The sequence below is a fragment of the Mucilaginibacter xinganensis genome, from assembly GCF_002257585.1.
Lineage (GTDB): Bacteria > Bacteroidota > Bacteroidia > Sphingobacteriales > Sphingobacteriaceae > Mucilaginibacter > Mucilaginibacter xinganensis.
Genome location: NZ_CP022743.1, coordinates 736941 through 752914 on the forward strand (window position 1 = coordinate 736941; position 15974 = coordinate 752914).

At 42.9% G+C, this 15974-nt stretch carries 12 protein-coding genes and 1 tRNA gene; 9 read left to right on the plus strand and 4 right to left on the minus strand.

From position 1 onward, the window contains the following. Positions 1-149 precede the first annotated feature (149 nt). From MuYL_RS03270 to MuYL_RS03300, 7 genes are all read left to right on the plus strand, one after another. Positions 150-494, plus strand: coding sequence for a hypothetical protein (locus MuYL_RS03270; protein WP_094569166.1), 345 nt, complete (start codon positions 150-152; stop codon positions 492-494). Positions 495-519: 25 nt separating this feature from the next. Then, a complete protein-coding gene (locus MuYL_RS03275) occupies positions 520-1404 on the plus strand; it encodes a hypothetical protein (protein WP_094569167.1) in 885 nt (294 codons plus the stop codon). A gap of 6 nt (positions 1405-1410) precedes the next feature. Continuing rightward, on the plus strand, positions 1411-2094 hold the full coding sequence (locus MuYL_RS03280; RefSeq protein ID WP_094569168.1) for a response regulator transcription factor: 684 nt from the start codon (positions 1411-1413) through the stop codon (positions 2092-2094). Positions 2095-2213: 119 nt separating this feature from the next. Then, positions 2214-3551, plus strand: coding sequence for a sensor histidine kinase (locus MuYL_RS03285; protein WP_094569169.1), 1338 nt, complete (start codon positions 2214-2216; stop codon positions 3549-3551). 158 nt (positions 3552-3709) lie between these two features. Continuing rightward, complete coding sequence (locus MuYL_RS03290) at positions 3710-4552, plus strand: DUF6515 family protein (RefSeq protein WP_094569170.1); 843 nt, start codon at positions 3710-3712, stop codon at positions 4550-4552. A gap of 247 nt (positions 4553-4799) precedes the next feature. After that, positions 4800-5480 (plus strand): OmpA family protein, encoded by a 681-nt coding sequence (locus MuYL_RS03295; protein WP_094569171.1) that lies wholly within the window; start codon positions 4800-4802, stop codon positions 5478-5480. Positions 5481-5612: 132 nt separating this feature from the next. Then, positions 5613-6113, plus strand: coding sequence for a heavy-metal-associated domain-containing protein (locus MuYL_RS03300; RefSeq protein WP_094569172.1), 501 nt, complete (start codon positions 5613-5615; stop codon positions 6111-6113). A gap of 97 nt (positions 6114-6210) precedes the next feature. Here MuYL_RS03300 and MuYL_RS03305 read toward each other — a convergent pair whose 3' ends face one another. The 4 genes from MuYL_RS03305 to nagB all read right to left on the minus strand — a co-directional run bounded on the left by MuYL_RS03305 (position 6211) and on the right by nagB (position 11919). Next, on the minus strand, positions 6211-9084 hold the full coding sequence (locus MuYL_RS03305) for a M16 family metallopeptidase (RefSeq protein WP_094569173.1): 2874 nt from the start codon (positions 9082-9084) through the stop codon (positions 6211-6213). 139 nt (positions 9085-9223) lie between these two features. Beyond that, positions 9224-9745, minus strand: coding sequence for a nuclear transport factor 2 family protein (locus MuYL_RS03310; RefSeq protein ID WP_094569174.1), 522 nt, complete (start codon positions 9743-9745; stop codon positions 9224-9226). 133 nt (positions 9746-9878) lie between these two features. Continuing rightward, positions 9879-9952, minus strand: a tRNA-Pro gene (locus tag MuYL_RS03315). Between the two features lie 47 nt (positions 9953-9999). Then, a complete protein-coding gene (nagB, locus tag MuYL_RS03320; RefSeq protein ID WP_094569175.1) occupies positions 10000-11919 on the minus strand; it encodes a glucosamine-6-phosphate deaminase in 1920 nt (639 codons plus the stop codon). Positions 11920-12269: 350 nt separating this feature from the next. Here nagB and MuYL_RS03325 point away from each other — a divergent pair, with 350 nt between their 5' ends. Both MuYL_RS03325 and MuYL_RS03330 read left to right on the plus strand, forming a co-directional pair. Next, a complete protein-coding gene (locus MuYL_RS03325; protein WP_094569176.1) occupies positions 12270-14144 on the plus strand; it encodes a CocE/NonD family hydrolase in 1875 nt (624 codons plus the stop codon). A 64-nt stretch (positions 14145-14208) separates the two neighbouring features. Further along, positions 14209-15867, plus strand: coding sequence for a M1 family metallopeptidase (locus MuYL_RS03330; RefSeq protein WP_094569177.1), 1659 nt, complete (start codon positions 14209-14211; stop codon positions 15865-15867). Positions 15868-15974 lie beyond the last annotated feature (107 nt).

Below are 15974 nucleotides of genomic sequence, written 5' to 3' on the forward strand. Positions count from 1 at the left end.
AAATAAACCTCAATTATATAAATTCCGATCAGTTTAGATTTCGCAGTGCATAATGCCATTTTTTGGTGGCCTAAGGGACATTAATAGTTAAATGGTTAAGTTTAATTGAATACCTATTTGAAAAGAATTTTAACATTTTCTCCTCTTCAATGATAAAGCGGTTTGCGTATATTGTCCTGTTATTGTTATTTGCGCCCCGTTTATCGTCTGCTAAAATAAAAAATAGCTATTTTGATTTTGTTTGTAATAAATTGGAGATAAGTTTGTCTCTGAATAAAGCTACAATAACAGATACTACTACTACAAAACAAAGAAAACAGGAGCTGGAAGATAAAAAGAAAATCAAAGAAGTAGCAAAAGCTAAAAAGCAGCCCAAACCGGAAAAAATTGAACCGGGCGACGACCCTGCAAAATCAAAAGTAAAGCCGAAACGGGTAAGGAGGCCTGAAGGCTTGGAAAGACCGCCGGAAATACCCCGCAGAAATGGCAATTAAACTCAACCTACACACTAACTTATAAATGAAATACTACTTTGTATTACTTCTGCTTGTAACCGGTACTGCCTTAAATGCGGCGGCGCTTAAGCCGTTAATTTACAAAGGGGGCAAACACCTTACTACCAGGGATACAGATACGGTAATCAGGAAGCGATCTGTTTCTATAGGGGTGAATTACGGCAGCGACGCTTTGTTTTTTGGACGCACTGGCCCTATAAAATACCCGTTTATGAGTACCGATTTTGTGTACAATGCCAAATCAGGTTTTTTCGTTTACGGTTCGGCAGTAAAGGTATTGGGTTATAATCCGCTGGTTGATGAACTTGATCTGGGTACCGGATTTTTCTACAAGTACAGTAAAAATGTTTCAGGTACCATAAGTTATTCAAGATTCCTGTTTGCTAAAGCCGCTGCGGACATAATTAAATCGGCGTCATCAAATGATATCAATTTTAAAAATAGTTTCGACTGGAAAATAGCAAAATCAAGTGTCACTGCCGATTACCTCTTTGGTAAATCAAGCGACTTTTTTTTAACGATTAACACTTCAAAATATATTGAAACCAGTTGGAGTGTTTTTGACGATAAAGATTACCTCTCGTTCAATCCAACCATAAGTGCCATTTTCGGCACACAAAACTTTGTTCAAAAATTCTCGAGAGATCATCCTAACCGTTTTCTATTATATGATGTATCCGAGCCGTTAGAAGGATCGCCGGAAAAGCCGTATAACAACGGGCGTTTCAATGCCCTAAATTACAGCGTGAAGCTGCCCATTGCATACAACAGGCCGCACTATACATTAGAGGCTTCCTGGAAATATTCAATCCCCGTAAATGTGGAAGGCGAATTAAAGAACCGGCACGAGGTTTTTTTTAACCTCACATTTTATTACCTATTTTTTTAAACAAGTATGAATGTTCTGATAATTGAAGACGAAAAGGCCCTTGCAAATGAATTGGAGATCTTTCTGACCAATTATAATTACATCTGCGAGGTGTGCTTTGACGGAAGATCCGGTTCTGAAAAAATTGGGGTTAATCTTTATGATTTTATTTTGATTGACCTGGGTTTACCTGACTACGACGGCCTGGATTTGCTTAAAGAAGCAAAGAAAAGTAACCCGGAAGCTATCTGTATTATACTAACCGCAAGGGCCGAAGTTTTTGACCGGATCAAGGGGCTTGATCTGGGCGCTGATGACTACCTACCCAAACCATTTTCTTTATTAGAACTCCACAGCCGCATGCAGGCCATAACCCGCAGACGCTTTGGGCTAAACCAAAACCTGGTTGACCTGGGCGGCTTTGTGATTAATTTAACTGACCGTATTATTTCTTACCATGCTGCCGAGGTAAATACAATAACAAAAAAGGAATTCGACCTTATTGCGTATTTAATTTTGCACAAAAATCGTACGCTTACACGTTCGCAGCTTAGCGAGCATATCTGGGGCAGTATTATAAACGATGATTACGACTCTAACTATATTGACGCGCACATTAAAAATATCCGAAAAAAATTAAATGCCTTTGCATCGCCCGATTGGCTTGAAACTGTGCGCGGGCTGGGTTATAAAATAAAAATAAGCAGTTGATAAGGAACAGAGCCAGGAATCGAGATAAAAGAGTCAGTGATTTTAAACTGATATTTAGCAGATCATGCATCTTGAATCCTTACAGCTTGTTCCAGACTTGTTACATCTTGCACCGGTAAATGAAGCTACAAACTAAACTTACGCTTTTTAATACCATATCAAAACTGGTTATTGTAACTATTTTTGTGCTGCTTTTACCTGCCCTGATCAAAAATATTAACCAAACATATACAGACAGCAAGCTTCGAAAGCAAAAGGACAAGCTACTGAAGATAGTTGAGAATCAGGGCATAAAAACCTACATCCAGAATGGCGAGAGCGATGCCAGCTATTACACCCCGCTTAAGGAAGATTACGTTAGTTTGGATGTAGATTCGTTACCGGGCTATATTGATACTATAAAAAACGAAAAGAGGATACTACAGGGCGACACTATTGAATACCGCATCCTGAGCCATAATTTCAGAGCCGACAATAAGAAATACCTGCTTGAAATTGCTATTAGTGTTGATGCCATTAAAGAAACTACCCGGCCATTGCAAAGCCTTGCTTTCAGGGTTTTGGTGGCCATGATATTATTGACCATATTGGCCGACCAGGTTTATTCAAATTATGTGCTCAGGCCGCTTGGCTTAATTATTAAAACAAAGCTGGTAGGGCATAAATTTCCAAATTTTGGCTCCTTTAAAGAGGTAAAAACAACCACTTCCGATTTTCAATATCTGGATATAAGTATCCATAAAATGATAGAAACCATTGAAAGCACTTTCCAGAAGGAGCGTGAATTTATTTCGAATGCTTCGCATGAACTGATGACGCCGATCTCTATCCTGCAATCAAAAATTGAGAACATGTTTGAGCGCGAGGATATTGTTGATGAGCTTAAGACGCGGCTGCTGGAAATGCAAAAAATACTTAACCGTTTAAAAAGCATCACCAAAACACTGTTATTGATCTCTCAAATTGAAAATGAACAGTTTTTGAAGGAAGATAAAATTTCGCTGGCTGTATTACTTCAGGACGTTTATGACGAAATCTCTATAAGGTTGCAGGATAAAAATATCAGCTACGAAGCAGATATACCGGCCGACTGGTCCCTGGTTAACGTAAATAAATTTCTGTTATTTAACCTGTTATTTAACCTCATTAACAATGCGATAAAGTATAATAAGACAAATGGGGGAATAAAAGTAATTGCCGCCCGTGAAAACAATGCTTTTACGGTGAGTGTTGTTGATACGGGAATTGGTATAAGTCCGGAAGACATTCCTTATATTTTTAACAGGTTTAAAAAATTCCGGCAGTCGCTCCAGCAAGACAGTTTCGGTCTTGGCCTGCCCATTGTTAAATCAATTGCAGGGTTCCATCATATTCGGATAGAAGTGCAGTCTGAAAAGGGCATAGGGACTACATTTAAGCTGATTTTTGCGCCTGATGCCATAACATTCACGCCTTAAAATAAAATTAAAACCGGTCAATTAGGAATTTGATTTTCTTATAAATAATTTTGATTAGCTGATTAAACCATTGCCTGTTTTTAAGTCTAAATAAAGAACAATTTATTTTAGAAGAGCGAGATACTTAAAACAAGAAAATTCTGTTAATAAATTAAAATATGAAAAGCTTATATAAATATGCATCCGGTTTGTTTTTAACAGGGATGCTTTCTGTGGTTGTGGTTGCTTCGGCAAGCGCACAACGTGGTGCAACCCACGGGGGTGGAGGCGGTGTAAGGATGAGCGGCGGGGGAGGCGGAGGCTTTCGCAGCAGTGGTTTTGGTATATCACGCCCGGCAACCGGTTTAAACGATCGTGGCAGTATGTTAAGCACACGAAGCAATAATGCTGCTGTTGTGGGCTACAGGGGCCGTACCGGCAATTACCTGGGTGGCTCAACGGGTTACCACGGCGGGGCATTTTACCGTACAGGGTTAGGCTATTACGGGTACCCCCATCTTGGCTTTTACTTGGGTGTTTTGCCTTTTGGTTACTATCCTTTTTATTGGGGCTCATCGCTTTATTACTATTATGGCGGCGTATTTTACAGCCCGTATGATAACGGTGGTTACCAGGTTACTGAACCACCGGTTGGTGCGGGTGTTCCAAGCCTGCCGGATGATGCCCAGCCTATAAAAATTGATGGCGTGCAGTATTATGAGCTTGACGGGGTTTACTACAAAGAAAGTGCTGATGATAAAGGCAAAAAGATATATGTAGTAGCAGGCAAAGATGGTGTTTTAAATACCGGTGATGAAGTTACCGATCCTAATGCAGCAGTTACCGCACCGCAGGTTGGCGACGTAGTGAATCAATTGCCTGATGACTGCCGTAAAGTAACCTTGAACGGGAAGAAATATTACGTGTCTCCTAACAATATTTATTACGAAAAAGTGACAGGCCCTGATGGTAATACTGCTTACCGCATAGCCAGCCTGCCAAATGACGATAAAGGCATCTAATTGCTTGTTAAAATATTATTATAATCGAAAGGCCCTGTTAAACGGGGCCTTTTTATTTATTTTTGTTTATTAAAACTGTAGCAAATATCGGGCGTGTTATGCTTAATTTCCTAATGCATAATGCTATTTTGATTAAAAATATTTCTCAATTGTGATAAAAATATATCCTGGAGAAATAAATGTATAATTTAGCTCACTTTCTCTTTTTGGCATTTGCTTTGTAAAACGCCATGTATATATTTAAACCATGAAAACTTTAAAAACTAAATTAGCTACTTATAGTATAGCTTTAGCAATGGCCGGCATGTTAGGCGCGGGCTGTAATTCATTAACAAAAACTCAAAAAGGCGCAGCTATAGGAGCCGGCGGCGGCGGTGTTGTAGGTGCGCTTATTGGTAAGGCGGCGGGAAATACCGCATTAGGCGCTATAATTGGTGGTGCCGTAGGCGGTACTGCCGGAGCGCTTATCGGTCATAAAATGGATAAACAAGCTGCTGAAATTAAACAAACCGTTCCTGGAGCAACCGTTACCAGGGCAGGTGAAGGGATCATTGTAAATTTCAGTTCCGGAATTTTGTTTGATACAGACAAAGCAGACGTTAAGGCTGTTGCACAAACTAACCTTCAAAAACTGGCCGCTTCTTTACAAAACAATCCTGAAACAAATATCCTGATTGTTGGACATACAGATAATACCGGTACAGCAGCTCATAATATGGACCTGTCTATCAGAAGAGCGGAAGCTGTAAAATCAGTGATCACGGCTGATAACATTAATGGTTCACGATTAACTGTACAGGGTAAAGGCGAAACTGAGCCTATCGGCGATAACAATACAGTTGACGGACGTGCACAGAACCGTCGTGTAGAAATTGTGATTGTTGCCAATGATCAAATGAAAACCCAGGCTAAAACAACCGGTCAATAATCCGGGAATATAAAAGATTCAATAGTAACAAGCCCTGCCCTTACCGGCGGGGTTTGTTATTTTGCAAAAGCCCGGATCGTTTCGGATTTGTTCAATATGATTTATAATTTTTATCTTTAGTTTTTGATCGATATGAAAACTCTGAAAATATTTATCATCCTGCTGGTACTTACCACAGGAATTGCCAAAGCTCAATTTACCAAAGCTGAGCTGCAGGTGAGCGGCCTTACCTGCGCCTTATGCGCCAAAGCTGCCGAAAAGTCGTTGAAATCACTTCCTTTTATCGGTGAGATAAAAACCGACCTGATCCGCAATACTTACCTGCTAACCTTTAAGCCCGGCGAGCAGGTAAACTTTGACCAGATCAGTAAAAAGGTACGGGATGCAGGGTTTTTTGTGAATAACCTTAAAGCCACCTTTAACTTTGCCGGCATTCAGGTTGCCGACAATCATTTTAGCTATGGTGGCGACACCTTTCAGTTGATGAATGCAGGCAAATCGCCCGAAGGCGAAACTGCTTTAACTATTATAGATAAAGGTTTCGCACCAAAATCAGTATCAAAAAAATACCTCGGCCAGCTTGCTGATACCCCTGCTTCCGGTTCGGGAAGGGTTTACCATGTGGCGATATAGCTGTTATAATTTGTTGAGTTTGCTGTTTCGGCACGGTCGGCATTAAAAAAAAAGCCATGCATCAATAACGATTCATGACTTTTTTGGTTGCTTTGGCTTACTTTTTTTCAGGCAATAAAATAAATTTTATCAGGTTATTGCCATTAAGATATTTGTTAGCGGCATCTTTGGTGCTTTGCGGTGTTATGTCGCTTAAACTGCTAACATGGCGCAATATCTCATCCGGATTGTCATCATTTTGCGATGCTGCTCCCAAATAGCCCGCCCAAAATACATTTTCCTTTAATTGCACCTGTGTTGAACGCGCCTCTTCAGCAACAAATTTGTCAATATCAGCCTGTAAAGCCCCCGTCTGTTTTAATTTATTCACTTCATCAAGCGCGTCGCTGGTCAGCTTATCAACGTCAGCAGGGGCACACTCAAATGATACTGTAAAGCTATACCTGCTGTTAGGAATCTTTTTATAATTAGCCCTTACACCGGGGGCATAAGTGCCGCCGTCTTTTTCGCGCAGCCTGTCTAACAGCCTGATCTGCAAAATTTCTTCAAGGGCGTCTATCTGGATGTTGTTGGCGGCGTTATATTCATAAGCACCGTTGAAAACCAGCTGAACACTGGCTTTTTCGCCTATGCCTTTGTTTACTGTTTTGGTTATCTGGCCTGCAGGCGGATAGATGTTTAAATTTTTGTAGGTGGTTTTGCTGTTTGTTGACGGCAAGCTGCCGAGATACGCTTCTATGTAAGGCTTTAGTACCTCCACATCAAAATTCCCTACAAAAGTAAATACAAATGAACTTGCATCAGCAAAACGCTCTTTGTAAAAGGAGTATGCTTTATCAAGGGTGGCTTTGTTAAGCCTTTCCGGCGTAACAACCATCTCTCTGAAATTATGATTGTTCAGCGTAGCGGTAACAGTATCCTGGAATACACTGCCTGGGTTAAGACCACGATTGGCCAGTAAAGCATTGGTTTGGCTGATATTTGCCTGCCATACATCATTATCTTTACGGGGCTGCGTAAAGTACAGGTAAATAAGTTGCATCGCGGTTTCAAAATCCTTTGGCGTTGTACCGGCGGTTATCCCTTCGGCAATGTTACTGATGTAAGGCGAAACGCTTACGTTTTTACCGCTTAAAAGCTTGTTCAGCTGGATCTGTGTGAAATCAGCAATGCCGCTGCTTCCTATAATGCCACCGGCAAGTTCTGCCGAAGTATAATCATCATCGCTTACCAGCGAAGTGCCACCAAAACTATAGCCGTTTATCAATACCTGGTCGTTTTTAAACTTAGTTGGTTTTAATATTACTTTTAAACCGTTGCTGAGCGTTAGGGTAGTAGTGCCTATCAGGCTATCCACCTTTGTATCACTTATTTTGCCTGGCGTTGGCAATTTGGCAAGCAATGGCTTGTCGGTTGTATTGTCAACATAAGGCGTTATATTTTTGCCGGCAGATCCAATCCATTCTAAAATGGTTTTCTCATTTGGTAATTTGTCTTTTTCATTCTCCGGGGCCTCAATAATAATCACTCTGTTTTGGTCGCTCACAAATTTTCCGGCCAAAGAATTCATTTGCTCCAGGCTGATCTTGTTGATGTTATTTACGTAAAAATTGTACGAGTACGACAGACCGGGAATAGCATCGCCCGTAATAAAGTTTTGCTGGTATTCGCCAACAAAATTTACTGACCGGGTTTTATCTCTTTCGCGGTAAGCGTTATCAATCCCTATTAAAGCACTTTGTTTTGCTCTTTCCAGTTCGGTTAAGGTAAAACCAAAGCGACGTACACGCTCTGTTTCGGCAACTGCTGCTTTTATGGCCGTTTCAAGGCCGCCGGGTTTCGCCACCGCAATGGTGGTAAAAGCGTCAAGCCTGCCAATAAAGGGCGCATAACTGCTTTGACCGTAAACAAACGGTGGGGTTGGTTTTTGGGTAAGTTCGCTAATCCTGTCGTTTAACATCTGGTTAAATAACTGAACGCGGATCCCCTGCATAAAATCAGCAACTGTTTTCACTATTGCCTGCGGATGCTTTACAATAATTTCAGCCAGGGTGTACGGAAACTCCTTGTCAGTAGCTATTTTAACTACAGTTCCGGCGGTAGGTGGCACCGAATAAACGGTCCGTGGCTTTTCGTTAGCAGGGTTTTGCAATGAAGAGAAATTTCTTTTGATGAGCTCCACCACGCGTGCCGGGTCAAAATCGCCCACGGCAATTACAGCCTGCAAGTCAGGCCGGTACCAGTCATGGTAAAAGCTTTTTATGGTTTCCGGTTTAAAGGTCTTCAGGATCTCTTCTTTACCTATTGGAATGCGCTGCGCGTAGCGTGAATTATTTAGCAGCACGGGGTAAGTTTGGTTGCTTAAACGTTCTTGGGCATTCTTTCCGTTGGCCAGTTTTTCGCCAAGTACCACTCCGCGTTCTGCATCAATCTCCTTGGGGTCAAAAGTAACATACGAAGCCCAGTTGGCCAGGATATTAAATCCCTTTTCAAATACCGCCACGCTATCGGTGGGCAGCGGTAACTGATAAACGGTTTCATCAAACGAAGTATAAGCATTCAGGTCGGCGCCAAATTTAATGCCCGACTTTTGCAGGAAGCTTACCATGTCATTTTTCGGAAAATCACGGGTGCCGTTAAAGGCCATGTGTTCGGTAAAGTGTGCCAGTCCCTGCTGGTCGTCTGTTTCCAGTACCGACCCAACCTTATTTACAAGGTATAGTTCCGCACGGTTTTTAGGTTCGGTGTTTTTGCGGACATAATAAGTTAGGCCGTTGGGTAATTTGCCAATAATTACATCCGGATCAACAGGTAACGCACCCGCATTAGGGTTAACCAAATGCTTTTGTTCAAGTGTGCCGGGTTTGTTTTTGGGTGAGGGAACAGGCTTTCTTTTTACCTGGGCAAATGCCCCGCCCGAAGCAACAAGCAAAGCCAGCGCCGCAACAGAAATCTTATAGTTTAATTTCATTTTTTAATTCAGGGTATATTCTGCTAAGATGCAAAACGAATGCCTTAGTTACAAATAGTTAGGGTTGATTATTTTTGACGAAAACGAAGGCTAATAGCGTTGAAAAGCAGGGATACTCTCACCGGAGATCAAGTTTCTGCTAATTATTGTTCATTTTGTCATGTCCATAACTTATAACCCGTTTAAGCTTCCATGTTCCTTCTTCCTTTTGCCAAATTTGAATGAATTTATATATGCCGCTTAAATGTTCGGTTTCACCTTTGTTTGTATGAAAAAAGCGATGAACCCCTATCTCAAGGGCATCGTTTTCTCCAATTTTATAAACTTCTAAAGTCTCTTTTAATAATTCCCTTCTAATGTGAGAATTGCGGTTACACATTTCTTTAAAAGACAGCAGCTCTTCGTTCAGGTAATGCAACCCTCCCTGGTCATGATAAAACTCAAAATCGGCTGTTAGTGCTCTTTTATAGGTAGTGCTGTCGCAATTATTAAAAGCGTTAAACAATTGGCTATCGGCTTTAAATATCGCTTTGTAAATCTCAGTTTGTTGTTGAGCAGCTTGCGCGCTGTCTTTTAATATTTTCTTTACAGTTTGCTGTCCATAGACTAATGTAATTGAATAAAGTGCGATAAAGGCTGTTGTTAAAAATTTCGATTTCATTTTTAAGTTTAAATTGTTGTTTGAGTGAAGCTATCCGCGATTGTGAGTTGCGCAATAATGATGCAGGATCTGAAAACAAAAACCTCTGAACTTTTGATTCAGAGGTTTTTAATATTTCGTGGTACCGCTTTTGTCGGGATGGCAGGATTCGAACCTGCGGCCTCCACATCCCAAATGTGGCGCGATACCGGGCTACGCTACATCCCGAAAGGGATGCAAAGGTAATATTTAAACTTACACTTGCAAGCTTTAATTTAGTACATATATCTTACAAAAGCTTCCATGGCTTCATATTCAGCCATTCCGAGCTTGTCATAAGCATGTGCGGTTTCACGGGTACGGTCTTCCGCCCTCACCCAGAACTCCCTGGCATCATCACCGGGGAACACCGGCCTGTCTTTCTGGCTCTGGTGCTTAAAGATGGCATTGCGCTTGCGGATCACCTCCTGTGGCGATAAGGGTACAGCCATCTCTATCTCATGGATCTCAAACTCCAGCCATGCACCGCGGTACATCCACAGCCAGCAGTCCTTTACCCAGTCCTCGGTTTCCCTTAATCTTTTCAGGGCGGCTATAATAATGTTAAAGCACACCAGGTGTGTGCCGTTCGGGTCGGCAAAGTCGCCTGCTGCAAATACCTGCTGCGGTTTTACCTTTTGCAACAGTTCCATAGTCAGCAGGATATCGGCCTCGCCTGCGGTGTTCTTCTTGATCTTGCCGGTTTCGTAGAATGGCAGCGCCATAAAGTGGATATGGTCATCTTCCAGCCCTGCATATCTTGCCCCCGAGATCGCTTCCGTTTTGCGGATAAAGCCTTTTACATCCCTGATCTCTTTGGTATCTACCTGGTTGGGTTGTTTGGTCGGGATAAAGGCACGCATGTCTTCATACACTTTTTTTAGTTTGCTGCTATCATCGCCAATGCTTTCATTAAAGTCAATGGCAAACTCCACAAAGCGCAGCACATCATCATCCCATACGGCTGTATTGCCGGAGGTTTGATAGGCCACATGCACATCATGCCCCTGGTCCACCAGCCTGATGAAGGTGCCGCCCATGGAGATCACATCATCATCGGGGTGGGGCGAGAAGATGATGGAACGTTTGCGTGCCGGCTGTGCCCGTTCGGGGCGCTGGCTGTCGTCCGAGTCAGGCTTGCCGCCCGGCCAGCCGGTAATGGTGTGCTGCAGCTGGTTAAAAATGTCTATATTGATGTTATATACCGGCCCCTGTTCTACGGCCAGCTGGGCCATGCCATGGTTGTTATAATCTTCTTCTGTCAGTTTCAGGATCGGCTTGTCCAGCGTGTCGGCCAGCCAGATCACGGCTTTCTTTTTCAGCCCGTTTTCCCAAACGCAGTCTTTTACCAGCCATGGGGTATCAAACCGGGTAAGCGAGCTTGCTGCCGGGGCATCCAGCACAAACTCCACATTATCCGATAACTGCAGGTAAGTAGCCGGCACATCGCCAGACATTTCCCCTTCCACGGCTTTCTTAATGATGGATGCTTTCTTCTGGCTCCAGGCCATCAGGATGATCTCCCGGGCCTTGAAGATCGTTCCGATGCCCATGGTGATGGCCTTGGTGGGTACATTCTGCTTGCCGCCAAAGTCCCTGGAGGCATCGTTGCGCGTCAGGTCATCCAGCGTTACCAGCCGGGTGCCGGAGTTGGGGGCCGAGCCGGGCTCGTTAAAACCGATGTGTCCCGTACGGCCGATCCCCAGGATCTGCAGGTCGAGCCCGCCCAGTTCGGTGATCTTTTTCTCATACGCCAAACAAAAGGCGGCTACCGCTTCCTGGTCCAGCGTCCCGTCAGGGATATGTACATTGGCCGGATCAATATCTACGTGGGCGAAGAGGTTCTCGTTCATGAACGTTACATAGCTCTGTGCCGCATCCGGCTGCATGGGGTAGTATTCGTCCAGGTTAAAGGTGATCACGTTTTTAAAGCTCAGCCCTTCTTCCCGGTGCTGCCGCACCAGTTCGGCATACACCTGTATCGGCGTTACGCCGGTTGCCAGGCCCAGCACCGTGTGCTCTCCTTTCGCTGTCTTGTCTTTTATCAGCCCGGCTATCCGCTGCGCTACCGCCAGCGAGCCTTCCTGCTGGTTAGCATACACCGTTACCGGCAGCTTCTCGTACCGCGTCTCTTCCAGTAAATTTAATCGCGCCATTTATTTGTTTTTTGGTTAGTAAAGGTTAAAAAAAGCATTACAAAGAAAATCCCCGCCGGGGCGAGGATTTATTCAAACCAATTTAACTATAATTCCCCTTACCGACATAAGGTTGATGTAAAGTCCGTTTTTAAATGTGTAAAGCATTATTCAAAACAAACTTAATAAATTATTTTTTATAATAACAACACTTATTAAAATAATTTAATAAGTGTCTTTTGTACTGTTATCGGTCACCATATATTATCCTGCTGTAACAATAGTTTACCTTGTTTTTGTAACACTGTTAACATGTATGGTATATTATTGATTATCTTTTTAAATTAGCTAATTAAACTGACCGAACTAAGATGAAAAAACTGCTACTCTTAACCGGGGTTATGTTGTGGTGCACCGTTACCTTTGCACAGTCAACTCCCGACACCGCCTACATCAGGGATCACTATACCAAAATGGAAAAGTATATTACCATGCGTGATGGTAAAAAGCTGTTTACATCCATCTATCTGCCTAAGGACCAAACAAAAAAATATCCTATTTTAATGACGCGTACCCCTTATACGGTATCGCCCTACGGTGCAAATAATTACCGGAAGTCGCTAGGTCAAAATGCACTGCTTGAAAAGGACGGATTTATTTTTGTTTACCAGGACGTTCGCGGAAAGTGGATGAGCGAAGGTGATTTTATTGATGTGCGGCCAAATATTGACAACAAAAAAGGCAAACAGCAGGTTGACGAAAGTTCAGACACTTATGATACGATAGACTGGCTGGTAAAAAATTTGCCCAATAACAATGGTAAAGTTGGGATTGAAGGCATCTCATATCCGGGGTTTTACTCAACTGCTTCGTTGCCTAACGCCCATCCTGCACTTAAAGCCGTCTCGCCGCAGGCCCCGGTTACGGATTGGTTCATCGGGGATGATTTTCACCACAACGGTGCCCTGTTCGTTATGGATGCTTTTTCATTTATCACCAGCTTTGGCGTACCCCGCCCTGTGCCCATTACTCCGGCACAGTTTAAAACGGCTATTAAATATAAATACACAGATAATTATAAGTTCTACTTAAAGCTGGGTGCATTACCGAATTATAAGAAATACTATTTTGGCGATTCGGTTAAGTTTTGGAACGATATGATGGCGCATTCAAATTACGACAGCTTTTGGCAGGACATGAACATTCGCCCGCATTTAAAAAATATCGCCCCGGCAACCATGACCGTTGGAGGCTTTTTTGATGCTGAAGATTGCTTTGGCGCTTTACATGTGTACGAGGCACTGGAAAAACAAAATCCGCAAAGCCACAAAAACATGCTGGTAATGGGGCCATGGTATCACGGTGGCTGGGAGCGAGCCGATGGCGGCCAGTTTTTCGGCGACCAGGATTTTGGCTCAAAAGCCAGCTTGTGGTTCCGTGAAAATGTTGAACTGCCTTTCTTTAAGTATTACCTGAAGGGAGAGGGCGAAATGGACCTGCCGGAAGCTACCATATTTTTAACAGGGAGCAACGAATGGAAAAAATTCAGCAAATGGCCACCGGAAAACTCGACTGAAAAAACGTTATACTTTCATGCTGATGGCAAACTGTCTTTCGAGGCGCCAACAGGAACTGAAAGCTTTGATGAGTATGTGAGCGATCCGAATAATCCGGTGCCTTACCAGGATGGTGTACAAAGAGGCCGTACAAGAGAATATATGCTGGATGACCAGCGTTTTGCAGAGCGGCGGCCTGACGTTAAGGGTTATCAAACCGATACTTTAACCAGCGATATGACATTAACGGGCCCGGTTGTAGCCGATTTGTTCTCGTCCATAAGTACTACCGATGCTGATTATGTGGTTAAGCTGATAGATGTTTTTCCGGATAATTACCCTAATCCAAGCCCTAATCCCAAAAACGTAACCATGGCCGGCTATGAAATGCTGGTTCGCGGCGAGATCTTCAGGGGTAAATTCCGTAACTCATTTGAAAAACCGGAACCCTTTACCCCCGGTAAGGTAACCGAAGTTAAATATAACCTGCCTGATGTTGGTCATACTTTCAGAAAAGGGCACCGAATTATGATCCAGGTGCAAAGCTCATGGTTCCCGTTGGCCGACCGTAATCCGCAAAAGTTTGTGGACATTAACCAGGCAAAAGATTCGGATTTTCAGAAATCAACCATCCGGATCTATCATGATACACAGAATAAATCAAGCGTTAAGATTACTGTACTACAGTAAAAACAGCATCGCTTATTAAACGATTTTGCCGATTTATAAAGACTTGAAAATTGATTAAACATAAATGAAACTGAACAAATCATTAATTATCTGCGTCCTTGGGTTAATCTCATTTGGCGCAAAAGCACAGCTGGGCGTAAAGAAAGAAACCTTTACCCGGGCCGACTCCCTGCGCGGCTACATGAGCCCGCTGCGCACCTGTTATGATATCAACTATTACCACCTGGATGTTAAGTTTGACATCGAAAATAAATTCATCAGCGGCAGTAACCTGTTTAAATTTACAGCAACAGAAGACTTTACTGAACTACAGTTTGACCTGTTTGCTAATTTAAAGGTTGAAAAAGTAGTTTACAAGGGTAAAGAATTGCCTTTTACCCGTGAATTTAATGCGGTGTTTGTAACTTTCCCCGCTACTATTAATAAAGGAAGTAAAGATGAATTTACAGTATTTTATTCCGGCAACCCTACTATTGCCAAACGCGCACCATGGGATGGAGGGATTGTATTCTCAAAAGATTCATTGGGTAACCCCTGGGTAGCAACAGCCTGCCAGGGTATAGGTGCCAGCATCTGGTGGCCTAATAAAGATCAGCAGGAAGACGAAGTTGACAGCGCCCTGATCAGCATAAGTGTGCCTAAAGGATTAACGGATGCATCAAACGGCCGCCTGCGCAAGGTTACCGACCTTAAAAACGGTTATACCCGGTTCGATTGGTTTGTGTCAAATCCTATCAATAACTATGATATTGAGGCCAACATCGGCAAATACTCCCACATCAGCGACAGCTACGCCGGCGAAAAAGGCAAGCTAAGTTTAGATTATTGGGTATTGAGCTATAATGTTGAAAAAGCCAAAAAGCAGTTCGGCGAAAATGTAAAAGATATGATAAAGGCTTTTGAGCATTGGTTTGGCCCTTATCCTTTTTACGAAGATGGCTATAAACTGATAGAAGCGCCGCACCTGGGTATGGAACACCAAAGCGGGACCGCGTATGGCAATCATTACCAGAACGGCTACCTGGGCCGCGACCTTTCCGGAACAGGCTGGGGTTTAAAATGGGATTTTATTGTAGTTCACGAAAGCGGGCATGAGTGGTTTGGCAATAACATTACCTCAAAAGACCTTGCCGACATGTGGATCCATGAGAGCTTTACCAATTATTCTGAATCGTTATTTATTGAGCAGCGCTACGGCAAGCAAGCAGGGCAGGAGTATGTGCATGGCACACGGTTCGCCATCCAGAACGATGCGCCTATCCTTGGCGTTTATAACGTGAACAAAGAGGGGTCGGGCGATATGTATTATAAAGGCGGCAACATGCTGAACATGATCCGCACCGTTATTAACGACGATGAAAAGTGGCGCAGTATTTTACGCGGGCTCAACAAAACCTTTTATCATAAAACCGTTACTTACGATGATGTGGTAAATTACATCAATGAACAATCGGGTAAAAATCTCTCGCCCGTGTTTGACCAGTATTTAAAATACAGGGGCATCCCGATATTAAACTTTATGGAAACCGGCGGGAAACTGTATGTACGCTGGATCTCTGATGTAAAAGGTTTCGATATGTCGGTGCGGGTAAAGCTAAAAGGCGGCGAATACCAGTTTATTACGCCTTCAACCCGTTTTAAGCCTGTTGAAATCAGCGGCGCTAAGAAGGATAATATTGAGGTGGATACCTTTAATTATTATATCGGGGTACTGGTTGATTAACCTTTTCGTCAAAGGCATTGAATATCGGACATTTGTTGTTTATTAAGCACTACAGGTGTTCGATATTTTATTTAATTTTAATGCAACCTTGTGATGCAAACTGCGTC